The sequence below is a fragment of the Brucella lupini genome (assembly GCF_002252535.1).
GTDB lineage: Bacteria > Pseudomonadota > Alphaproteobacteria > Rhizobiales > Rhizobiaceae > Brucella > Brucella anthropi.
The window spans coordinates 116,048-138,128 of record NZ_NNRN01000046.1 but is presented as its reverse complement, the minus strand read 5'-3'; the positions used below and the strand labels follow the sequence as shown (position 1 = coordinate 138,128).

The window sequence follows — 22,081 nt, the reverse complement described above, 5'->3', positions numbered from 1 at the left end:
GCATCTTAGCGCCCTGCTATAAGAGGATAAGGCGGATGGCTTTCGAGCTCTGGGTTATGTGCGGCATCATCCTGCTCTGCGTCATTCTCTCTGCATTCTTTTCCGGGTCTGAAACGGCGCTGACGGCGGCGTCTCGAGCCCGGATGCACACGCTCGAACATAATGGCGACGAGCGCGCAGGGCTGGTCCAGCGCCTCATCAGTCGTCGCGACCGGCTGATCGGTGCGCTTCTGATCGGCAACAACCTCGCCAATATTCTGGCGTCCTCCATTGCCACCAGCATCTTTTTGAACCTGTTCGGCGATGCGGGCGTTGCTTATGCCACGCTGGCAATGACGGTCATTCTGGTCATTTTCGCGGAAGTGCTGCCGAAATCCTGGGCGATTTCCGGTCCAGACCGGTTTTCGCTTGCCGTTGCACGCGGCGTGTCGCTGGTCGTCCTGATCCTCGGCCCGATTTCCAGTGCGGTGAACCGCATTGTGCGCGCGATCCTGAAGCTCTGTGGCATCAATCTTGCCGCCGGTCGGTCCATGTTGAGCCCGCAGGAGGAATTGCGCGGTGCGGTCGAGGTGCTGCATCGCGACAAGTCGCTCATCAAGGAAGATCGTGACCAGCTGGGCGGCCTGCTCGACCTCAAGGAGCTGGAAGTCAGCGACGTCATGGTGCACCGGACCTCGATGGGCACCGTCAATGCCGATGCTCCGGCGGATGAGATCGTGCGCGATATTCTGGCCAGCCCGCATACACGTATGCCGCTCTGGCGCGACGATATCGATAATATTGTCGGCATTATCCACACCAAGGACCTGCTGCGCGCGCTTTACGACGTCGACAATGATTTCAAGCGCATCGACATCATGAAGGTTGCGCGCAAGCCGTGGTTCGTGCCCGACACGACCACGTTGCAGGACCAGCTCGACGCGTTTCTCCGCCGCAAGGCGCATATTGCCATCGTCGTCGACGAGTATGGTGACGTGCAGGGGCTGGTGACGCTTGAGGATATTCTGGAAGAAATCGTCGGCGATATTGCCGACGAACACGATATCGAAATCCAGGGTGTTCGCCTGCAGCCGGATGGTTCGGTGATTGTCGACGGATCGCTGCCGATTCGCGATATCAATCGCGCGCTTGACTGGTATTTGCCGGATGAGGAAGCGACAACGATTGCCGGTCTGGTCATTCATGAGACCCAGACCATTCCCGAAGTGAAACAGGCTTTCACCTTTTACGGGAAGCGCTTTTCCGTCCTGAAGAAGGAAAAGAATCGCCTGACACGGCTGCGCATCGTGCCGCTTGATGCCGATGGAAAGCCTGCACCCATAGTTGCGGCGCTGCCGCGCTGAAAGCTATCGCGGGAGCAGTTTCCACCTAACACTTTGTTTCTGAATATTTTAATCCCAGACTAAAGCCAGTTTTCGGCCGGAAAATCTGGCCGGGCTGGCGTTGTTTTTTCCGGTTTCTTGTGCGCGTTTCAGTATTAAATATAAGTAATAATAAACCGATATTATAGTATAATATTATTCTAGTCTAATATATGGCGGATACAACTACTGGTAATAGAAAAAAATTCATTTGAAATTATTGAAAATATACGCTTCTATACAATTGTTTTTCGCAACAATAAGGCTACTAATAATCCGGTAGCATCCATTATATATGACTTATGTTTGGATACGAAAACTACGGAGAAAATCGCCTACGGCCTGTTTTACAATTAGAGAAATACAGCCTTGGTCTATTGGTACTTGCACTAGATACTATTCTGGAATTTCTTTTCTTCGCAAAGTTCGAACTATCTGGTCTATATTACAAAGGCGCCCTTTCGGGCGCCTTTGTAATATAGACCAGGGTTTACGCCGGATCTGATCAGGGGAAGAGACGTTCCCGTCTGGGACGGCATGTCGAGCCCGGATGCCAAGTGATGGGTAGTCGTGAAGCTGCTCAGCGCCGCGTTGCTTCGCCAGGAGCGGAAGGCTCCAGTGCAAGTGCATGGACGCCGCTATCCAGTTCTTCCTTCAAAAGTTCATTAATGGCGCGGTGGCGCTGAATGCGACTCATTCCGGCAAAAGCTTGGGCAACGATACGGATGCGAAAGTGTGTTTCGCCGGTGCCGTCATAGACTTCATGATGTCCGCGCTCCTCGTGATGATGTCCGGCGTGGAGATGGCTTTCATTAATGACTTCAAGCCGTTCGGGAGCGAAAGCCGTGGTCAGTTTCGCTTCCATCGCGCTTTGTTTGCTATTGTGAATGGACATTTGGACCACTTCTCCCCATATAGACGCTGTGCCTCATATAACGTTGCTTCGGCAGCAAAAGGTGGGGCAAATCCGCACAGGAAAGCAACCTGCTTCAAAATTTCGCCCAGTTGAAATGGCCAAAAGCCAGACCGGACGAAATGTCAATTCTTGTTCAGCAACTCATAATCCGCATAATTCGATTCGATGACAACGAACTCAAAATTTTTCGACAGTATCCGCATCAAGCCCAAGAAGACCGCGGAAGCGAAGGCTTCGGGGCCTTGCTGCCAGTGGGACGGGTGTGACAAGCCAGGCACGCATCGCGCGCCTGTCGGACGCATGCGCGAAGGTGAATATTTCCGCTTCTGTGTTGATCACGTGCGGGAATATAACAAGAATTTCAATTACTTCTCTGGTCTTTCGGATGGCGACATCGCGAAATTCCAGAAGGATGCGATCACGGGTCATCGACCGACATGGTCGACGACGGCGAACTCCACCGCCAAGCCGCGCACGTCGCCGGACATGGCGAAGGTGCGTTCCGGTTCGGCCTCCTATCACAACCGCATCCGCGATCCCTTCAACCTTTTCAAGGAAGCCAAGGGACATGCGCCGGGCCAGAAAGCGCAGCGCAAGCCGCGTACGCTCGAGATAAAGGCGCTGGCGACACTCGGTCTTGAACCAAATTCGACTGGCGATAAGATCAAGGCGCGCTATAAAGAGCTGGTAAAACAGCACCATCCCGATGCGAATGGTGGTGATCGCGGATCGGAAGAAAGATTTCGCGATGTTATTCAGGCTTATCAATTGCTCAAGCAGGCAGGTTTTTGCTAAAGCCTGTTTGGGTCTGAAAGGCCGACTATGGGGCTGTCGCCGACAGCTCCGACGGACATTCTTCTGCCGCGCGATTGCGTGGACGCAAGCACGGATGCCCGCAACGAATTACGGAAGGGGCATACCGTCCGGCTCGCCGGAAAAACATGCCCACGGGTGAAAGTTGCCGGTCGGTAGCTTGCCGGTATTAATTCGCGGCCGGTCGCTGCCTGCCGCTCTGGAGGCATGATGAACAAGGTTGAGCGGGATATAGCCAATTTGCCGGATACAACGGTTTCGGTGCGCGAAGTGTTCGGGATCGATTCCGACATGACGGTGCCAGCCTATGCGGCAGGCGATTCCTATGTGCCGGAGCTTGATCCGGATTATCTTTTCGACCGTCAGACGACGCTCGCGATCCTTGCAGGCTTTGCCTATAACCGCCGCGTGATGGTTTCCGGTTATCACGGCACCGGCAAGTCGACCCATATCGAACAGGTCGCAGCCCGCCTCAACTGGCCTTGCGTGCGCGTCAACCTCGACAGCCATGTCAGCCGTATCGATCTCGTCGGCAAGGATGCCATCGTCGTGAAAGACGGCATGCAGGTCACCGAATTCAAGGACGGCATCCTGCCCTGGGCCTATCAGCACAATGTGGCTCTCGTTTTCGACGAATATGATGCGGGTCGTCCGGACGTGATGTTCGTGATCCAGCGCATTCTGGAAACTTCGGGCCGTCTGACCCTGCTCGACCAGAGCCGCGTTATCCATCCGCATCCGGCTTTCCGTCTGTTCGCCACTGCCAACACCGTTGGCCTCGGTGACACGACCGGCCTCTATCACGGCACCCAGCAGATCAACCAGGCGCAGATGGACCGCTGGTCCATTGTGACGACGCTGAACTATCTGCCGCACGACAATGAAGTGAACATCGTTCTCGCCAAGGCCAAGCATTACCAGAATGCCGAAGGCCGCGAGATTGTGAACAAGATGGTGCGCGTGGCCGACATGACCCGTCAGGCCTTCATCAATGGCGATCTCTCGACCGTCATGAGCCCGCGTACGGTCATCACATGGTCCGAAAACGCCGCGATCTTCAACGATGTCGGCTTTGCCTTCCGCCTGACCTTCCTCAACAAGTGCGACGAACTGGAACGCCCGATTGTGGCCGAGTTCTATCAGCGCGCTTTCGGCGTTGAGCTGCCCGAATCGGCAGCGAATATCGTTCTCGCTTGATGCGGAAGAAGCCTGCCGCCTGAGCGTGTCCGGCGGCAGCGCACTGTCTGATGCGGGGGCGATGAGCTTCGCCCTTGCTTGAAAGCGAAGTCAGGATAGGCATATGTCGGGCCAGAAGTCAGGAATAGGCGATAATTCGCGCGAGCGTAAACCGGGGCCGGTGGATTCCGAACCGTTCAAGCGCGCTCTAACGGCTTGTGTCCGTGCCATTTCCGGTGAGCATGAGCTGGAAGTGGCGTTCACCAACGACCGCCCGGCATTAAGCGCCAATCGCGCCCGTCTTCCCGATCTGCCGAAGCGCCCGACTGCGCACGATATCGCCGTCACCCGTGGCCTCGGCGATTCCATGGCGCTGCGTCAGGCACGTCACAATCCGCGCATTCACGCGGCCCTTGCCCCGGAAGGAAAGCAGGCGCGCGCGATCTACGACGCTGTCGAGCAGGCGCGTGTGGAAGCCATCGGCGCCCGCGCCATGGCAGGCATGGCGGATAATCTCACCACCATGCTTGCGGACAAATATTCGAAAGCCAATTTCTCTGCAGTTACCGCCAAGGAAGATGCGCCGCTTGAGGAAGCCGTATCGCTTCTGCTGCGTGAAAAGCTGACCGGACGGTCCGCCCCTGCCGAAGCCGGACAGGTGCTCGAGCTGTGGCGCGAGTGGATCGAGCAGAAGGCCGCAGCCGACATTGCGCGGCTTGGCGACAATATCGAAGACCAGCAGGCCTTTGCGCGCACGGTGCGTGACATGCTCGCCTCCATGGATATGGCGGAGGAGCTGTCGCAGGAAGAACCGAGCGACGAAGAAGAGCAGAACGACGAGCAGACGCCGGATTCCGACGAGAACGAGGAAGGTGGCGACGAGAGCCAGGAAGGTTCCGATTCCGCTGAAAGCGAAGAATCCGACAGTTCGAGCGATGAAGGCGAGCAGGGCGAAATGGATGCCGCCGATGCTTCTGCCGACGACATGGACGACAGCGACGATATCGACGCGGAAACGCCGGGCGATACACGCCGTCCGAACCAGCCTTTCGCCAATTTTGCCGAACATGTCGACTACAAGGTCTTCACGCGAGAGTTCGATGAAGAGGTTGAAGCGGTTGATCTTTGCGACGAGGCGGAACTAGACCGCCTTCGCAGCTTCCTCGACAAGCAGCTTGCCAATCTGCAAGGTGTGGTGGGGCGTCTGGCCAACCGCTTGCAGCGCCGCCTGATGGCGCAGCAGAATCGCTCCTGGGATTTCGATCTGGAAGAGGGCTATCTCGATTCGGCCCGTCTGGTACGCATCGTCATTGATCCGACGCAGCCGCTTTCCTACAAGCAGGAGCGCGATACGGATTTTCGCGATACGGTCGTGACGCTGGTTCTGGACAATTCCGGCTCCATGCGTGGTCGTCCGATCACGGTCGCCGCGACCTGTGCGGACATTCTGGCCCGCACGCTGGAGCGTTGCGGCGTGAAGGTGGAGATTCTCGGTTTCACCACCAAGGCGTGGAAGGGTGGCCAGTCACGCGAAGCGTGGCTTGGACGCGGCAAGCCTGCCAATCCGGGTCGCCTCAATGATCTGCGCCATATCGTCTACAAGAGCGCCGATGCGCCCTGGCGGCGGGCACGGCGCAATCTCGGCCTGATGATGCGCGAAGGCCTGCTGAAGGAAAATATCGACGGTGAGGCGCTGATCTGGGCGCATCAGCGGCTGCTGGCGCGTCCCGAGCAACGCAAGATCCTGATGATGATCTCAGACGGCGCGCCGGTCGACGATTCGACACTTTCCGTCAATCCGGGCAACTATCTCGAACGCCATCTGCGCGCCGTGATTGAAGAGATCGAAACACGCTCTCCGGTGGAGTTGATTGCAATCGGTATCGGCCATGATGTCACGCGCTATTATCAGCGTGCTGTCACCATCGTTGATGCGGAAGAACTGGCAGGCGCGATGACGGAGCAGCTCGCCTCGCTGTTCGAAGAGCAGGGTGCTGCAGCCTCGGGCAGGGGACAGCGCCGCGCTGGCGGACGATAAAAATCAGGGATAGAAAAGGGCGCTTGAAGCGCCCTTTTTCATGCCTGCTGTTTGGTTGCAGCCAGAACGATTTCGCGTATGCACACGCCCTGGGGCTGTTCATAGGCATAGAGAATGGCGCGGGCCACATCGTCGGCTGAAAGCACAGGCGCGCCCATTTCTTTCTTCCATGCTTCGTAACCGGCCTTGATACCGGCGTCGCTGGTATGGCTCAGAAGTTCCGTTTCCACGGCGCCTGGCGCGATCGTCACGACACGGACATTATGTGGCGAAAGTTCTTCGCGCAGGTTTTCCGACATGCCGTGCACGGCGAACTTCGTGCCAACATAGGCGACATGATTGGCGAAGGTCTTGCGGCCAGCCACCGAGCTGATGTTGATGATTGTGCCGTGCTTGCGCGCAGCCATGCCAGCGGAGACAGCATGAATGCCGTTGAGAAGGCCTTTGACATTGACCTCCAGCATCCGGTCCCATTCATCCGGGTTCTGCTTGCTCACTTCACCCAGCAACATCACACCGGCATTATTGATGATAGCATCGGCAGGACCGAACATGGCTTCGGCTTCCTGGACGGCTGCCACAAGCGCCTTCCGGTCAGTGACGTCGACGGATTTGCAGAGCGTGTCTGGCAGGTTGAGCTTTTCCATCGCGTCCAGTCGGCGCGCCAGAAGCAGCAATGGATGACCGCGATGGGCAAACATTTTTGCAGTGGCAAGGCCAATGCCCGAGCTTGCGCCGGTAATAATGACGAGTGGAAGTTTTTCCTTATTCAAGGACATCTAATCAATCCTTACCTAAATATAAATATAGTCAACCGAAACAGGAAAGCCGACGCCTGAATAATTTCAGGCGTCTTTTGCTTTCTATACGTAATATAGAAATCCGTTCCGATAAAGAAAGACCGCAGGAAAAAGCTGCGGTCTGTCGGAAAGCGGTTCATACAGGGGATATTTATTGAGGAAAACCGGTTTTCGTTGCGTTCAACGGATCGTGAATCCTCGAGAATATCAGCCAGCGTTTGTCCGGTTTGGCGCGTAAAGCGTCGGGGCAAAGACGGCGAGGATTGCGCCATAGGGGATCAGCATCAGCGTTCCCATAATGACCTTCACGAAGAAGTCGCCGAAAGCAAGCGAGGCCCAGAGCGGCACGCCAAGGCCGAGGAAGGATGCAGGTTCGGCAAGCGACGAATCGGGCATTCCGGTCAGCCTGTCGATCCAGGCGAAACCGGCTGCGAAGGCAATCGAGAAGAACAGGATTGTATCGAGCACCGAACCGAACATGGCGGCAGCAAAGGGAGCCTTCCACCAGGTCTTGCGACGCAGGCGGTCGAAGACTGTGATGTCCATCAGCTGTGCGAGAAGGAAGGCGGAGCCGGAGGCAATCGCGATACGCGGCGTGGCGAGCCAGACCGACATGATGACGCCAAGCACGAAACCGGCATAGACGACCTTGCGCGCAGCAGCGGGGCCGAAGCGGCGATTCGTCAGGTCATTGACCAGAAAGGCGATGGGGTAGGTGAAGGCGCCGTAGGTCAGCACTTCACCGAGGCCGAAATGCTGGAATGGATACTGGACAAGTATGTTCGACGCGGCAACCGCCACGCACATGGCCAGTATCGCAGGCATAAGCCGGGAATAAGAAGGTGTCTCGATTGACATTTTTTTATCCTGGGTGATGGAACCAGCAAAAAAGGCCGACAAAAGCCGGCCTTTTTTGTCGAAATTTTTGGCCGGAAGCTTAGGCAGCGACTGCTGCTTCAGCCTGCTTCTTTGCGATCTGACGCTTCAGCAGGCGAGCGCGCTGCGAAAGTTCCTTGTCGTCAGACTTGACGAGGAACGCATCGAGACCGCCGCGATGTTCAACCGAACGCAGAGCGTTGGCGGAAACGCGCAGGCGATAGCTCTGGCCGAGCGTTTCGGACATCAGCGTAACATTGCAGAGGTTCGGCAGAAAGCGGCGACGCGTCTTGTTGTTCGCGTGGCTGACATTGTTGCCGTACTGGACCGACTTGCCGGTCAATTCACAAGCGCGGGACATTTTGGTCTCACCTTCAATTACGTTCTTCAGGCCCCGACCCGAATGTCCGAATTCAAGCAATCAACGCAGTTTGATGCTGCTGGCGCGCGATCTCGGACAGGCGGCCTATTGGGAAAGTCGCGTTTCTATAGTGACAGCAGCCGTTGCAGTCAAGTGAGATTCCGTATCCATCGCGCAAAGACGCGGTTTTCCGGCTTTCGCACGGTCTTCGCGAAAGCTTGCGATCATAACTTCGCCAGTTTTGCTTGGCTTACACAGATACTGTATCGAAGAATCCCACGCAACTTTTGGGCGTTTCAATGTGGTTGAAAACCATCAGGAGACGACCAGGCGAAAAACAAGTCGCAAGATAGGATAAAGCGAATTTGCTTTGAGTTTTTGTCTTTACGCATGTCTTTATGGAAAACGGTCTCTCTCTTCCACGACGTGCTTTAGCGAAAGGAATGCGCGCATGATCGAACCGTCGCATGAGTTGAAGCCCGTCTGGCAGCGGCTGGCGCATTATGGTGTGTTGACCTTTGCGGGCCTGATCCTTGCGGGATTAACGATTGCTAGCGGGCCGGCCAGGGCCAACGATCTTTATCGGACCGAATACGATATTTCCATTTTCGGACTTTCGATTGCGCGGTCTGCCATAGAAACCACGGTCAATGGCGCCAATTACAATCTCAATGGCCGTTTTCTGACTTCCGGTCTGGCGCGTGTGTTCGACGATACGGACGGCACCGTGCACGTTACCGGGAGCGCCGTTGGGGGCAAGGTCGTGCCGAAGAGCTTCGATCTCGCCTATAAGCATGGCCGCAAGAACAAGAGCACGACGATCCGCTTCGCCAATGGCAATGTCGTCGCGGCGGAAAACCAGCCTCCGGTGAAAAAGCGCGACCCGTGGGTGGAAACATCACCGCAGGACCTTCTCAATGTGAGCGATCCGCTGAGCGCGCTCATGATACCTGCAAAGAACGGTCGGGCGGTCTGTGACCGGTCGCTGAGCGTTTTCGACGGTCAGACCCGCGCGGAGATCAAGCTTTCCTTCAATGGCACCGAATCGTTCACGACCGACGGCTTTACCGGCGAATCGGTCGTCTGCTCGGCAAAGTTCGTTCCGATTTCCGGATATCAGAAGGGCAAGAAGGCTATCGATTATCTGAGCAATCGCAGCCGGATCACGATTTCCTTCGCATCGCTTGGCAATTCGGGCATCTATGCGCCCGTCGTGGCGCGAATCGGCACGCAGATCGGCACGCTCAAGATCGAAGCCACCCGTTTTTCCAAGGTGAACTGACCGGCAGCCGGTCCCAGTTAATGCTTCGGGTGCACGCATTCCTCATGGTTGCCGAGGATTTCGATCACGCGGCACTGGTCGATGCGGCCATGTGCAGTGCATTCCAGCATGCGCTGCAATTCGGTTTTAAGCGACAGCAGTTTTGCGATGCGGTGTTCGACATCGCTCAAGCGTGCGCGTGCAATGGCGTCGGCCGCCGAACATGATTGGTCGGGATTATCCTGAAGATCAAGAAGCGTGCGGATCGCATCCACCTCGAAACCCAGATCGCGTGCGTGGCGAATGAAAAGCAGCCGCTGGACATCCTGCCGGTCATAGAGGCGGCGATTGCCATCAGTGCGCGGCGGTGAGGGTAGCAGGCCGATCTGCTCGTAATAACGAATCGTCGGCACTTTGACGCCGCTCGCTTTCGATGCTTCTCCGATCGATACATTCATGATCATTTTCCGCTTGCTCCTCTAGTCACTAGAGGATGTAGACCTTGCTCAACACAATTCAAGAGCAGTGCTGAAAAGAGCAGATCATGAGTGAAACATTGAACCAGATTCGCTTTCGCATCGACGGTATGGATTGCGCATCCTGCGCAGCCAAGATCGATACTGCCGTGCGGCGCGTGCGCGGTATCGAGGATGTGTCCGTCTCTGTCACGGCAGGCACGATGACCGTCAGCCATGATGGAACAGGCGATCTCGACAAGATCGCAAGCAAGGTGCGCAGCCTCGGCTATGGTGTGGAGCCGATGGCTCCCGAAAAAACCGTCAAGGAAAAAGCTCTGGTGAAGCATGAGCATTCGCACGATCATTCTCACCACGACCACGACCACGACCACGACCACGACCACGACCACAGTGCGTGCGGCGGCCATCATGATCATCACGATCACGCCCATGAACACAATCATGAAGCCCACGACAAGGTTATTGCCGTAACGTCCAACAGTTTCCGCTTTCAGGTCGATGGCATGGATTGTGCATCCTGTGCGGCCAAGATCGATACTGCCGTGCGGCGCCTGTCCGGCGTGACGGATGTGTCCGTTTCCGTGACCAACGGCGCAATGACCGTCAATCATGATGGAACGGCGAAGAGCGACGAAATCGCCGGCAAAGTGACGGCGCTGGGCTACAAGACTGCCCTTGCCAAAACCGTTGTGCCCGGGGCCGGTTCTGCACCAAAGGCGACCGCGCCGACAAAGCCGCTGCCGTGGTGGCGTTCGAAAAAGGGTCAGATGATGCTGGCCTGTGGCGGCGGGCTGGTTGCAGCCTATATTGTCGGACATCTTTATCCGTCCATCGCGCTTTGGGCCTTCACCGCTGCGATGCTGATCGGTCTCGTGCCGATTGCCAAGCGTGCCTATATGGCAGCCATCAACGGCACGCCATTCTCCATCGAGATGCTGATGACGATTGCCGCCATCGGCGCAATGTTTATCGGCGCAACCGAGGAAGCAGCAGCCGTCGTTTTTCTGTTTCTGGTCGGTGAGCTTTTGGAAGGCGTTGCTGCAGGTAAGGCGCGTGCCAGCATTCAATCCCTGACTGCGCTGGTGCCGAAGACTGCCTTCCTTGAGAGAAATGGTGCGACCACGGAAGTTGCCGCCGACAGTCTGGCGGTCGGCGATGTGATTTCCGTGCGCCCCGGCGACCGTATGCCTGCGGATGGTGAAATCCTGACGGGCGAGAGCGCTGTCGATGAAGCACCGGTCACCGGTGAAAGCACTCCGGTCGGGAAGGCTGAGGGCGACACGGTTTTTGCTGGCACGATCAATGGTGATGGTGTGTTGCGGGTCCGGGTCACGGCTGCCGCGCAGGACAACACCATCGCCCGGGTTGTGCGGCTGGTCGAGGAAGCGCAGGAAGCCAAGGCGCCGACCGAACGTTTCATCAATCGTTTCTCGACCTATTACACGCCGGGCGTTGTGGTTGTGGCGGCGCTCGTCGCCATTCTGCCGCCGCTTGTTGCGGGTGGTGACTGGAATGAATGGGTTTACAAGGGTCTTGCGATCCTTCTGATCGGTTGCCCCTGTGCGCTGGTCATTTCCACGCCTGCTGCAATTGCAGCGGCTCTGTCGTCGGGTGCCCGGCGCGGCCTTCTCATGAAGGGGGGCGCTGTGCTGGAAACCATCGGCAAGATCACGGCGGCCTGTTTCGACAAGACCGGCACGCTGACAGAAGGCAAGCCGAAGGTGACAGATGTTCTTGCAGGCGACTTGTCCGAGGATGAAGTGCTGCGTCTTGCCGCGTCCCTGGATGCGGGCTCAAGCCATCCGCTGGCGCTGGCGATTGTCGGTGCTGCAGAACAGCGCAGCCTGAAACTGTCTGTCATCACGCAGGGCAAGGCCCATGGCGGCAAGGGTGTGTCTGGGGCGGTTGGCGAAATGGACCTGTTTCTGGGGTCGCGCCGCGCCGCCAATGATATTGCGGCCATTCCGGATGCACTGGCGAGCCGCATTGCCGCCTGCAACGACGAAGGCAAGACCGTTTCTGTCCTTGTCGCCAATGGCAAGATTGCGGGTGCAATCGCCATGCGTGATGAACCGCGCGCTGATGCCATTGCCGGTTTGCAGGAATTGAAAGCGGCCAATATTCGCACCGTCATGCTGACCGGTGACAATCGCCGCACGGCGGAAGCAATCGGACGCGATCTCGGGATCGAAGTGCGGGCTGAGCTTCTGCCGGAAGACAAGCAGCGTATTGTCGGCGAGTTGCGTAAAGAAGGTCTGATCGTCGCCAAGGTTGGTGACGGCATCAACGATGCGCCAGCCCTTGCTGCAGCCGATGTCGGCATCGCCATGGGCGGCGGTACGGATGTGGCGCTGGAAACGGCAGACGCTGCGGTTCTGCATGGCCGGGTTGGCGATGTGGCAGCGATGGTCGACCTTTCCAAGCGAACCATGCGCAATATCCATCAGAATATTACCATAGCGCTCGGATTGAAGGCTGTCTTTCTGGTGACCACCGTGCTGGGTATTACAGGCCTCTGGCCCGCAATTCTGGCCGATACCGGTGCCACCGTTCTTGTGACAATCAATGCGCTACGGCTTCTGAGGCAACCGGTGCGATAAAACAAAAGAACCGGCGAAACCGCCGGTTCGTGTCTCTTCCTTGGAGCCGTGTTACTCGCCGATCAGGACGCGGATGCGTTCACTATATTGCTTGCCGAAAGCAAGGTGTTCAGGATTAATGTCCTTCAACTCGTCCACCAGCTGCGGCTCGCTTTCGGCATCAGCTGCTGCAAGGCTGCTCATCAGGGCGAAATAGCCGAGAATATAATCGGACGGCGTGATGTTCTGGGCCTTGAGCACTTCCACGACCTGCGGACGGGATTCGACGCTTTTCACCATCTTGTCGAAGGAAGGCGTGGCATCCTGTCCTTCCTCTTCCGTCGCTGAAAGTTCCATACCGCCCAGCTGTTCTTGCACTTTTTCCATGCGCGACAGGAAATCTTCGCTCAGCTTGAAATTGTTGATTTCGGCAGGCGTCTGTTTCGGCGCGACATCAAGCAGATCGTCGGCAAACGCGACGCCGGTGGAAACGGGCAGGACGATAAGGGAAAGGCCGAGGAAAACGGCGCAGCCTGCAATCTTGAAACGGGAAAACACCGTCATTCTTCTATCCTCGAACTGTGGAACGATTCGCGCTCTCAAATAGCAATAGCATATGTCAGAACATATCCTTGCGCTTGCGGATTTCGGCAAACACGGCTTCGTCGGGTGCATCCTGCAGGCCGAGGCGGCTGCGAATGCCTGCATCATGCCAGCGCAGGAAGGGATTGGTCGCCATTTCAAGCGCAATGCTTGACGGCAATGTCATGCGATCGGCGGCGCGAAGCCGTACGATCTCGGCGGCGCGTTCCTTAAGGGCGGAATTGGCCGGGTCGATGGTGAGCGCAAATCGGGCATTGCTTTCCGTATATTCATGACCGCAATAAACCGCCGTGTCGCCGGGAAGCGCAACCAGCTTCTGCAATGACTGGAACATGGTGAGCGGCGTTCCCTCGAAAAGCCGTCCGCAGCCGAGCGCGAACAGCGTATCGCCCGTGAAGACGGCTTTCGCATCGGGAAGGTAATAGGACACTTCGCCCGCCGTATGGCCGGGCGTCGCGATGACCTTCACCCGGAAGAGACCGAAGGTGAATTCGTCCCCGTCCTTCACCGTGCGGTCGATGCCGGGAATCTTTGTTTCTTCGGCCTTGGGGCCGATGATGCTGACGCCGTATTTCGCCTTCAGCGCATCATTGCCCTCGACGTGATCGAGATGGTGATGTGTTGTGAAGATGAAATCGAGCGTCCAGCCGCGCCGTTTCAGCGCGGCCTCGATCGCCGCTGCATCGGGCGCATCAATGGATGCTGTCAGTGCACTTTGGGGATCGTGGATCAGGACGCCGTAATTGTCGCTGCGGCAGATGAACTGTTCGATTTCAAGCCGTTGTGCGATCCCGTTCATGGTGTCCGTCCTCCCGTTATGATGCGGTCTTGTTGTCTTCCGTCAGTGAATGCTTCTGGATAAGCGGCATTTGTAAAAGCGTGAAGACAATGGTGATGGGCATAATGCCCCACACCTTGAACGATACCCAGGCATCGGTGGTGAAATTCCGCCAGACAACCTCGTTGACCACGGCGAGGAAGATGAAGAACAGCCCCCAGCGCAGCGTCAGTTTTCGCCAGCCTTCGGCATCGAGACGGAAGGCCGAATCAAACACATAGCCGAGCAGGGACTTGCCGAAGAAGAGCCCGCCGAGCAGGATCGCACCAAACAGCGTGTTGACGATGGTGGGCTTCATCTTGATGAAGGTGTCGTTGTGCAGCCAGAGCGTCAGCGCTCCGAACACCAGCACGACGATGCCGGAGACAAGCGGCATGATGGGCAGGGTGCGCGTCATTGTCCATGAAATGGCGAGCGCGATTACGGTCGCGCCCATGAATAGCGCCGTTGCCAGAAAGATCGGTGCGCCGATGGACGCCAGCACCGGAAAACGCTCGATCAGCATTTCGCCACGCGCATTGGCAAAGAAGAAGACAAGAAGCGGCCCCAGCTCCAGCGCAAGCTTGAGCAGCGGCGGGACTTCCCGGCGTTCGGCTTCGCTTTTCTGTGACGGATCGCGTTCGAAAACGGGATGCTCCATCAGGCAACTCCTGCGATGGCGCGGGCAAAATCCTTGGCCGCAAAGGGTTCCAGATCGTCGACACCTTCGCCGACACCGATGAAATAGATCGGCAGTTTATGCTTGGCCGAGATGGCGACAAGAATGCCGCCCCGTGCCGTGCCGTCAAGCTTGGTCATGACCAGACCGTTGACACCGGCAATATTCTTGAAGATTTCGACCTGATTAAGGGCATTCTGGCCGGTGGTGGCATCAAGTGTCTGCAGCACCGTATGCGGCGCTTCCGGATCATGCTTGCCCAGCACGCGCACGATTTTTGCAAGCTCGTCCATCAGTTCGGCCTTGTTCTGCAACCGCCCTGCCGTATCGATGATGAGAACGTCGCTGCCGGCTTCCTTGGCCTTTTCCCATGCATCATAGGCAAGCCCTGCCGCATCGGCGCCGAGCTTGGAGGACACGACCGGCGAACCGGTGCGTTCGCCCCAGATGTGCAACTGCTCGATGGCTGCTGCGCGGAATGTGTCGCCTGCCGCCAGCATGACCTTGAGGCCACCTGCGGTAAGCTTTGCGGCAAGCTTGCCGATGGTGGTGGTCTTGCCGGTGCCGTTGACGCCGACCACGAGGATGACATGCGGTTTGTGCGACAGGTCAAGCTCCAGCGGCTTTGCCACAGGGCCTAGAACCTTTTCGATTTCCGCGCCCATGATCGTGCGTACTTCCTCGCCCGTCACGTCCTTGCCGTAGCGACCTGACGCAAGCGCATCGGTCACGCGCATGGCGGTTTCAAGCCCGAGATCAGCCTGGATCAGCACGTCTTCGAGATCCTGCAGCGTGTCGTCATCAAGCTTGCGCTTGGTGAAAATGCCGCCGATGGATTCACTCAATGAATTCGATGAACGGAGCAGGCCGCGACGCAGACGCTCGAACCAGGACAGCTTTGGCTCAGGCGCTACCTCAACCGGCGCTTCTTCCTTATGTTCCTCGACCGCCTTGGCGACCTTCACCTTCTTGGGCTTCACCGGCTCTGGCTGAGGCGCTGGTTCGACCGCTTCCTCTACCACAGGTGCATCAGGAGCTTTTGCGACTTCGGGCTGTTCGAGTTCGACAGCGGGTTCCGGCCCGGGCTCAACAACAGGCTCGACAACGGGTTCAATAGCAGGCTCTGGCGCAGGTGCTTCGACCGCGATTGGTTCCATCACCGGAGGCTGTTCAATCGGGATTTCAATCTCTGCAACCGGATGCTCCGGTTCAGCCTTTTCTTCCTCAACCGTTTCAGATGCAGGCGCTTCAATCGGCTCAGGCTCGCTGGCGATCACTGGCGCTTCCGGTTCGGAAATGACCACTTCAACGACGGCTGTTTCGATTTCTTTGGGCGCTTCGACGGTTTCAGGAAGTTGCGTTTCTAAAGCCGTTTCCACGGCATCGGGAGCCGGTTGTTTGACTGGTTTTTCTTCGACCTCCTTCTTGCCGAAGGAGAACATTTTCTTGATGAAACCCATTGCCATGAAATCTGGTGCCCTTAAGCTTTAAGCCGCTTGCGGCTCTGCCAGACGGGTGAGGAGCTTTTCACCGTCATGGCCTGTCACGATACGTTCGATGATTTCGCCCGGTGCGCCACCGTCCACCGATGCCAGCGTAAAGCCTTCGGTGCGCGCAATACCTTCCTTCTCGACGAGAAGGCGCTGCAAGGTGCCATCCAGCGCGCCGAGGTGTTTTTCATAAGCGCGGTCGCCTTCCGCGCGCAGGCGTGCCGCACGTTCCTTGACGATTTCGCGCCGCACCTGCGGCATACGGGCGGCGGGGGTGCCTTCGCGTGCGCTGTAGGGGAAGACGTGCAGGTGGGACAGTCCGCATTCCTCGACGATCTTCAGCGAATTCCGGAACATGTCTTCGGTTTCGGTGGGGAAACCGGCGATGATGTCCGCGCCGAAGACGATGTCTGGACGCAGAGAACGCACCGTTTCGCAGAAGCGGATCGAATCGTCGCGTAAGTGGCGACGCTTCATGCGCTTCAGGATCATGTCGTCGCCCGCCTGTAGCGACAGATGCAGATGCGGCATCAGGCGCTTTTCATTGGCAATCGCATCCATCAGATCGTCATCGGCCTCGATGGAATCGATGGAGGAAAGACGCAGGCGCTGCAAATCCGGCACCTGGTTGAGAACAGTCTTCACCAGCTTGCCGAGACGCAGGCTTCCCGGAAGATCGGGACCGTAGGAGGTCATGTCCACGCCAGTCAGCACCACTTCGGCATAACCGTTGCCGACAAGGCGCTTGACCTGATCCACCACCGCGCCCATCGGAACGGAGCGGGAATTACCGCGACCATAGGGAATGATGCAGAAGGTGCAGCGATGATCGCAGCCATTCTGCACCTGCACGAAAGCGCGCGCGCGACCTTCGATGGCATCGACCATATGGCTTGCGGTTTCGCGCACTTCCATAATGTCGTTGACGCGTACTTTTTCGAACTGGTTGACGCCGAAATCCGGCAGCATCCGGTAGGAATTGGATTTCAGTTTTTCCTCATTGCCAAGAATGAGGTCGACTTCGTCCATGGCGGCAAAATTGTCCGCTTCGGTCTGTGCGGCGCAGCCGGTGACGATGATGCGCGCTTCCGGGTTTTCACGGCGTGCCTTGCGGATCGCCTGACGCGCCTGTCGCACGGCTTCTGCCGTCACGGCGCAGGTGTTGAAGATGATCGCGCCATCCTTCAATTCGCCAAGTCCGGCGGCATCGGCTTCGCGTTTCATCACCTCTGATTCATAGGTGTTGAGACGGCATCCGAATGTTACGACTTCCACCGACATCAGGCTGCACCCCTGTCAGTTGGCTTGTCATTCTGGGCGTCGCGGCTCCATTCGCCGGACGCAGGATCGAAAGTGCCTGAAAATTCCCATTCGGCGGGGCCGGTCATCATGACATGATCGTCGTCGCGCCATTCGATCCTGAGCGGGCCACCGGGAACATTGACGGTGACTGTGCGCCCGGTGCGGCGCGTGCGCACTGCCGATACGGCGGCGGCGCAGGCGGCGGAACCGCAGGCGCGGGTCAGACCTGCACCGCGCTCCCACGTGCGCAGATCAATTGTCTCGGGCGAGGTGACATGGGCTATGGAGATATTGGCGCGCTCCGGAAAGATCGGATGATGTTCCAGAAGCGGTCCGAATTTTTCCAGCTCATAGGACCAGACATCACGGTCGACCCAGAAGATTGCATGCGGATTACCCATGGATGCAACCGACGGCGAATGCAGAACCGGCGCGTCGATGGGGCCGACCTGCAGTTCGATCATGCGCGTATCGCGAAATTCCTCGGCAAGCGGAATATCCTGCCAATCGAAGCGCGGCTTGCCCATATCGACTGAAATCAGTCCGTCTTCGTGTTCGGTCGCCGTCAGTATTCCGGCGCGGGTCTCAAAAGTGAAGGCCTGCCGACCGGTCTCGGCGGCCAGCGCCTGAACGACGCAGCGTGTGCCGTTGCCGCAAGCCTGCGCTTCCGTGCCGTCGCAATTGATGATCGCAATATAGTTGTCGGTTCCCGCCGTGCGCGGATCGTGGATCGCCATGATCTGATCGAAGGCGGTTTCGCTGTCGCCTGCAAGACGGATCGCAGCTTCAGGCGTTATCCGGTCCGCGCGACCGCGCATGTCGGCAACGATGATCTGATTGCCGAGCCCGTTCATCTTGGCGAAGGCTGCCTTGGTGGCCATAACTATCGTGGTTCCGTTTTCCTGTGGCTTTGGTCGATAAAGCCTATGGGACAATTAGCGTCTATATGGCGGAAAAGCCCGCAAATTGCCAGTACCCGCGACAGATTGCGAAAAGTTGCGGCTCGGATGTTCGTGCAGGACAGGCGCCAATATCGGAGAAACTGTGGCCTTCCTGTCCCAGTTTCAAGATTATTAAGCGGTTTCAAGCATTCTTGAAGGGTTTGGGGGGCAAAAATGACAGGTGCCGGTGTTGCTTTTTTAACCATATAGCCATTTTATCGGTCCAATATTGTCACATTGCAGGGCTTCGGTAGGAAGTCCGGGGCATCCCCACCCCTGATGAGAAATGCGGAAATGGAGAACCAGATGGGAATTTCGAAAGCAAGTCTGCTCAGCCTCGCGGCGGCTGGCATTGTTCTGGCCGGGTGCCAGAGCTCCCGGTTCGGCAATCTCGATACGGTTTCGCCACCACCGCCACCGCCGCCCGTGAATGCGGCTCCAGCAGGCTCGGTGCAGAAGGGCAACCTTAATTCTCCTAATGCTTCGCAGTTCCCGACGGCTCCGACCACGGACCCGAATGCACAGCCCGGCACACAGGTTGCAAGCCTGCCGCCGGCATCCGCGCCCGATCTGACGCCAGGCTCCGTCGCCGGTGTCTGGAACGCATCGCTTGGCGGCCAGAGCTGCAAGATCGCGACGCCGCAGACCAAGTATGGTCAGGGCTATCGCGCTGGTCCGCTGCGTTGCCCGGGCGAACTCGGCAATCTCGCTTCCTGGGCCGTCAACGGCAAGCAGCTCGTTCTCTATGATGCGAATGGCGGCACCGTCGCGTCGCTCTATTCTTCGGGACAGAGCCGCTTCGACGGACAGACTTCAGGCGGGCAGGCCGTGTCGCTTTCGCGCTAAGACATTCTTTCGCTTAAAGACAGGCGGATCATCGCGAGATGGTCCGCCGTTTTTGCAATTGAAAGGTTGAACGGAAGCAATCATGTCTTTCGACGGTAATCTGAAAGCCTTCCCCTCCGTCCGCGAACATTACGATGCGATGGTCGTGGCGGGTGATGTGGAAGCCGATCCTGCTCAACTCGAACTCACCGTCCGTTATGACCGGCTGATCGAGGAAATCTGCACCAAACGCCTGTCACGCAAGTCGAGCGCGCTCGGCTGGCTGTTCGGCAAGCGCAAGGAGGCAACGAGCGTCATCAAGGGGCTTTACGTGCACGGCGAGGTCGGGCGTGGCAAGACCATGCTGATGGACATGTTCTTTTCGCTTTTGCCCGTCGAGCGTAAACGTCGCGCGCATTTCAATGATTTTATGGCCGATGTGCACGAGCGCATCTATGCGCATCGTCAGGCGTTGAAGCGTGGCGAGACCAAGCAGGACGATCCGATCCCGCCGGTCGCCGATGCCTTGAGCCAACAGGCGTGGGTGCTGTGTTTCGACGAGTTCACCGTGACGGATATTGCCGATGCGATGATCCTGTCGCGCCTGTTCAGTGCCTTGTTCGCGCGTGGAGTGGTGTTGGTGGCGACGTCCAACGTTGCGCCGGACAATCTTTATCGCGACGGACTGAACCGGCAGCTTTTCCTGCCCTTCATCGATATTCTCAAGCAGCATGTCGATGTGATCAATCTCGATTCGCGCACCGATTACCGCCTCGAAAAGCTCGACCGCCAGCCGGTCTATCTGTCACCGCTGGGTTCTGAGACGACCAAGCGCATGGAGGCGGCCTGGGTGGCGCAAAAGGACGGTGCGCATGAAAAGCCGGATGTCATCCGCATCAAGGGACGCGACATCGAGGTCGCCCGTGCCGTGCATGGTGCGGCGCGCTTCACTTTCGATGCGCTCTGTTCGAAGCCGCTTGGTGCCTCGGATTATATCGCCATCGTGAAGCACTATCCGACCTTGTTCATCGATGATGTTCCGGTGTTGGACTATTCACGCCGCAACGAGGCCAAGCGCTTCATTCTGCTGGTCGACGTACTCTACGATCACCACGCGCGGGTGTTCATTTCGGCTGAAGCCCAACCGGAAAAGCTCTATCTCGCCAGCAAGGGCACGGAGGCCTTCGAGTTCGATCGTACCGCTTCCCGTCTTTTCGAGATGCAGAGCGCGGACTATCTGGCGGAGCCACCCGGCAAGGCCGGTTGAAGTCGACCCTTCCCGCTATCATCATCAGACTGCCCCATCATCAGACTGCCACAGACTGGACTTATAAGCCCGGTGGGCTATGTTGCTCACGCAATTCATGCGGAAGGCGGTGGCGCGTTCGTGCCGGGTTTCTGATAGGCATCAGTTTTAAATCGAACCGGTTTTGAACAGGTGCACAACGTTGTTGGAATTGGCAGCTTGCCAGTCGCTCCTTCACCGCTTCGTCGGGGATGGTTCGCGGCGGTAGGAGAGGGTGGTTTTGCCTTGATATTGACAAATTATCTTACGTTTACGTAAGAACCATTAATTCTAACCGATTGAAAACATTAGTCGCAAAATAATGAGTTGAGTTTATCGCCAAAGAGTCCTATCTCGCAGTTCCAACGCTTGAGCGTTTCCGGCGAGGATTCCGGATGGCTTGATGCGTCTCTGGATCAAAAGTGAGGAAAGAAACAATCATGGCACGCAACAAGATTGCCCTCATCGGCTCCGGCATGATCGGCGGCACGCTCGCCCATCTGGCTGGTCTGAAGGAACTCGGCGACGTCGTCCTTTTCGACATTGCGGAAGGCATCCCGCAGGGTAAGGGACTGGATATCGCCGAATCTTCTCCGGTTGACGGTTTTGATGCGAAATACACCGGCGCCAACGACTACGCAGCAATTGAAGGCGCAGACGTTGTCATCGTGACCGCAGGCGTGCCGCGCAAGCCGGGCATGAGCCGCGACGACCTTCTGGGCATCAACCTCAAGGTGATGGAACAGGTTGGCGCAGGTATCAAGAAATACGCCCCTGAAGCTTTCGTCATCTGCATCACCAACCCGCTGGACGCCATGGTCTGGGCGCTGCAGAAGTTCTCCGGTCTTCCGGCGCACAAGGTTGTCGGCATGGCTGGCGTTCTCGACAGCGCCCGCTTCCGTTATTTCCTCTCGGAAGAGTTCAACGTTTCGGTTGAAGACGTCACGGCATTCGTGCTGGGCGGCCACGGCGACAGCATGGTTCCGCTGGCCCGTTACTCGACCGTTGCCGGCATCCCGCTCCCTGATCTCGTCAAGATGGGCTGGACCAGCCAGGACAAGCTCGACAAGATCATCCAGCGCACCCGTGACGGCGGCGCGGAAATCGTCGGCCTGCTCAAGACCGGCTCGGCTTTCTACGCTCCGGCTGCATCGGCCATCCAGATGGCTGAATCCTACCTCAAGGACAAGAAGCGCGTCCTGCCGGTTGCTGCCCAGCTTACGGGCCAGTACGGCGTCAAGGACATGTATGTCGGCGTGCCGACCGTGATCGGTGCCAATGGCGTCGAGCGCATCATTGAAATTGATCTCGACAAGAACGAAAAGGCTGAATTCGACAAGTCGGTGGCTTCGGTCGCCGGTCTTTGCGAAGCCTGCATCGGCATCGCTCCGTCGCTGAAGTAAAATTCCAGACAAGGCCGGGTTGTCGCATTTGTGCGGCTCCGGCCTTTTCCGGCTGTCAATTATCGGTCGAAGATTC

The 22,081-nt window shown here is 57.5% G+C and carries 21 protein-coding genes; 10 read left to right on the top strand and 11 right to left on the bottom strand.

Annotated elements, in window-relative coordinates; all coding sequences use genetic code 11:
- Positions 1–35 precede the first annotated feature (35 nt).
- Positions 36–1,343 carry an HlyC/CorC family transporter gene (locus CES86_RS12180; RefSeq protein ID WP_094514493.1) on the top strand — a complete coding sequence of 436 codons (1,308 nt, stop codon included), beginning with the start codon at positions 36–38 and terminating at the stop codon, positions 1,341–1,343.
- Between the two features lie 598 nt (positions 1,344–1,941).
- On the opposite strand, the gene CES86_RS12175 is transcribed toward CES86_RS12180, so the two are convergent.
- The gene (locus CES86_RS12175; RefSeq protein ID WP_010657613.1) at positions 1,942–2,256 is read right to left on the bottom strand and encodes a BolA family protein; all 315 of its coding nucleotides are present in this window, start codon (positions 2,254–2,256) and stop codon (positions 1,942–1,944) included.
- On the opposite strand from CES86_RS12175, the gene CES86_RS28170 reads away from it, so the two are divergent.
- The 4 genes from CES86_RS28170 (at position 2,249) to cobT (ending at position 6,304) form a co-directional block, all read left to right on the top strand.
- Positions 2,249–2,446, top strand: coding sequence for a hypothetical protein (locus CES86_RS28170; RefSeq protein WP_080514313.1), 198 nt, complete (start codon positions 2,249–2,251; stop codon positions 2,444–2,446). The two genes, CES86_RS12175 and CES86_RS28170, sit on opposite strands and share 8 nt — an antisense overlap.
- Positions 2,443–3,072, top strand: a complete 630-nt coding sequence (locus tag CES86_RS12165) for a J domain-containing protein (RefSeq protein WP_010657612.1) — start codon at positions 2,443–2,445, stop codon at positions 3,070–3,072. Before CES86_RS28170 ends, CES86_RS12165 begins: the two co-directional genes overlap by 4 nt.
- Positions 3,073–3,300: 228 nt before the next feature.
- Positions 3,301–4,287 (top strand): cobaltochelatase subunit CobS, encoded by a 987-nt coding sequence (gene cobS, locus CES86_RS12160; RefSeq protein ID WP_010657611.1) that lies wholly within the window; start codon positions 3,301–3,303, stop codon positions 4,285–4,287.
- 103 nt (positions 4,288–4,390) lie between these two features.
- Entirely contained in the window at positions 4,391–6,304 is a 1,914-nt protein-coding gene (gene cobT / locus CES86_RS12155; protein ID WP_094514491.1) for a cobaltochelatase subunit CobT, read from the top strand.
- A 38-nt stretch (positions 6,305–6,342) separates the two neighbouring features.
- On the opposite strand, the gene CES86_RS12150 is transcribed toward cobT, so the two are convergent.
- From CES86_RS12150 to rpmB, 3 genes are all read right to left on the bottom strand, one after another.
- Positions 6,343–7,083, bottom strand: coding sequence for an SDR family oxidoreductase (locus tag CES86_RS12150; protein ID WP_012091118.1), 741 nt, complete (start codon positions 7,081–7,083; stop codon positions 6,343–6,345).
- A gap of 228 nt (positions 7,084–7,311) precedes the next feature.
- A complete protein-coding gene (locus CES86_RS12145) occupies positions 7,312–7,962 on the bottom strand; it encodes a queuosine precursor transporter (protein ID WP_012091119.1) in 651 nt (216 codons plus the stop codon).
- Positions 7,963–8,041: 79 nt separating this feature from the next.
- The gene (gene rpmB / locus CES86_RS12140) at positions 8,042–8,341 is read right to left on the bottom strand and encodes a 50S ribosomal protein L28 (protein WP_010657607.1); all 300 of its coding nucleotides are present in this window, start codon (positions 8,339–8,341) and stop codon (positions 8,042–8,044) included.
- Between the two features lie 451 nt (positions 8,342–8,792).
- On the opposite strand from rpmB, the gene CES86_RS12135 reads away from it, so the two are divergent.
- On the top strand, positions 8,793–9,623 hold the full coding sequence (locus CES86_RS12135; protein WP_012091120.1) for a DUF3108 domain-containing protein: 831 nt from the start codon (positions 8,793–8,795) through the stop codon (positions 9,621–9,623).
- Between the two features lie 17 nt (positions 9,624–9,640).
- Here the strand turns inward: CES86_RS12135 and CES86_RS12130 are convergent, their stop codons facing one another.
- Entirely contained in the window at positions 9,641–10,066 is a 426-nt protein-coding gene (locus CES86_RS12130; RefSeq protein ID WP_012091121.1) for a MerR family transcriptional regulator, read from the bottom strand.
- Between the two features lie 80 nt (positions 10,067–10,146).
- On the opposite strand from CES86_RS12130, the gene CES86_RS12125 reads away from it, so the two are divergent.
- Positions 10,147–12,681, top strand: coding sequence for a heavy metal translocating P-type ATPase (locus CES86_RS12125; protein ID WP_094514490.1), 2,535 nt, complete (start codon positions 10,147–10,149; stop codon positions 12,679–12,681).
- A 51-nt stretch (positions 12,682–12,732) separates the two neighbouring features.
- Here CES86_RS12125 and CES86_RS12120 read toward each other — a convergent pair whose 3' ends face one another.
- Genes CES86_RS12120 through dapF form a run of 6 tightly spaced genes read right to left on the bottom strand, consistent with a single transcriptional unit; the run spans position 12,733 to position 18,432 of the window.
- Positions 12,733–13,224: a hypothetical protein gene (locus tag CES86_RS12120; RefSeq protein ID WP_094514488.1), complete on the bottom strand. Its 492-nt coding sequence runs from the start codon at positions 13,222–13,224 to the stop codon at positions 12,733–12,735.
- A 55-nt stretch (positions 13,225–13,279) separates the two neighbouring features.
- Entirely contained in the window at positions 13,280–14,062 is a 783-nt protein-coding gene (gene gloB / locus CES86_RS12115; protein ID WP_094514487.1) for a hydroxyacylglutathione hydrolase, read from the bottom strand.
- Between the two features lie 16 nt (positions 14,063–14,078).
- Positions 14,079–14,741: a septation protein A gene (locus CES86_RS12110; RefSeq protein WP_010657601.1), complete on the bottom strand. Its 663-nt coding sequence runs from the start codon at positions 14,739–14,741 to the stop codon at positions 14,079–14,081.
- Positions 14,741–16,225, bottom strand: coding sequence for a signal recognition particle-docking protein FtsY (gene ftsY / locus CES86_RS12105; protein ID WP_094514486.1), 1,485 nt, complete (start codon positions 16,223–16,225; stop codon positions 14,741–14,743). Before ftsY ends, CES86_RS12110 begins: the two co-directional genes overlap by 1 nt.
- A gap of 21 nt (positions 16,226–16,246) precedes the next feature.
- A complete protein-coding gene (gene mtaB / locus CES86_RS12100; protein WP_094514484.1) occupies positions 16,247–17,530 on the bottom strand; it encodes a tRNA (N(6)-L-threonylcarbamoyladenosine(37)-C(2))-methylthiotransferase MtaB in 1,284 nt (427 codons plus the stop codon).
- Positions 17,530–18,432 carry a diaminopimelate epimerase gene (gene dapF, locus CES86_RS12095; RefSeq protein WP_010657598.1) on the bottom strand — a complete coding sequence of 301 codons (903 nt, stop codon included), beginning with the start codon at positions 18,430–18,432 and terminating at the stop codon, positions 17,530–17,532. The genes mtaB and dapF overlap by 1 nt, the downstream gene beginning before the upstream one ends.
- Positions 18,433–18,798: 366 nt before the next feature.
- Between dapF and CES86_RS12090 the strand changes: the two genes are divergently transcribed.
- The 3 genes from CES86_RS12090 to mdh all read left to right on the top strand — a co-directional run bounded on the left by CES86_RS12090 (position 18,799) and on the right by mdh (position 22,005).
- Positions 18,799–19,338, top strand: coding sequence for a protease inhibitor Inh/omp19 family protein (locus CES86_RS12090; protein WP_010657597.1), 540 nt, complete (start codon positions 18,799–18,801; stop codon positions 19,336–19,338).
- Between the two features lie 82 nt (positions 19,339–19,420).
- Positions 19,421–20,584, top strand: coding sequence for a cell division protein ZapE (gene zapE / locus CES86_RS12085; protein WP_012091129.1), 1,164 nt, complete (start codon positions 19,421–19,423; stop codon positions 20,582–20,584).
- 458 nt (positions 20,585–21,042) lie between these two features.
- Positions 21,043–22,005, top strand: a complete 963-nt coding sequence (gene mdh / locus CES86_RS12080; protein WP_010657595.1) for a malate dehydrogenase — start codon at positions 21,043–21,045, stop codon at positions 22,003–22,005.
- Positions 22,006–22,081 lie beyond the last annotated feature (76 nt).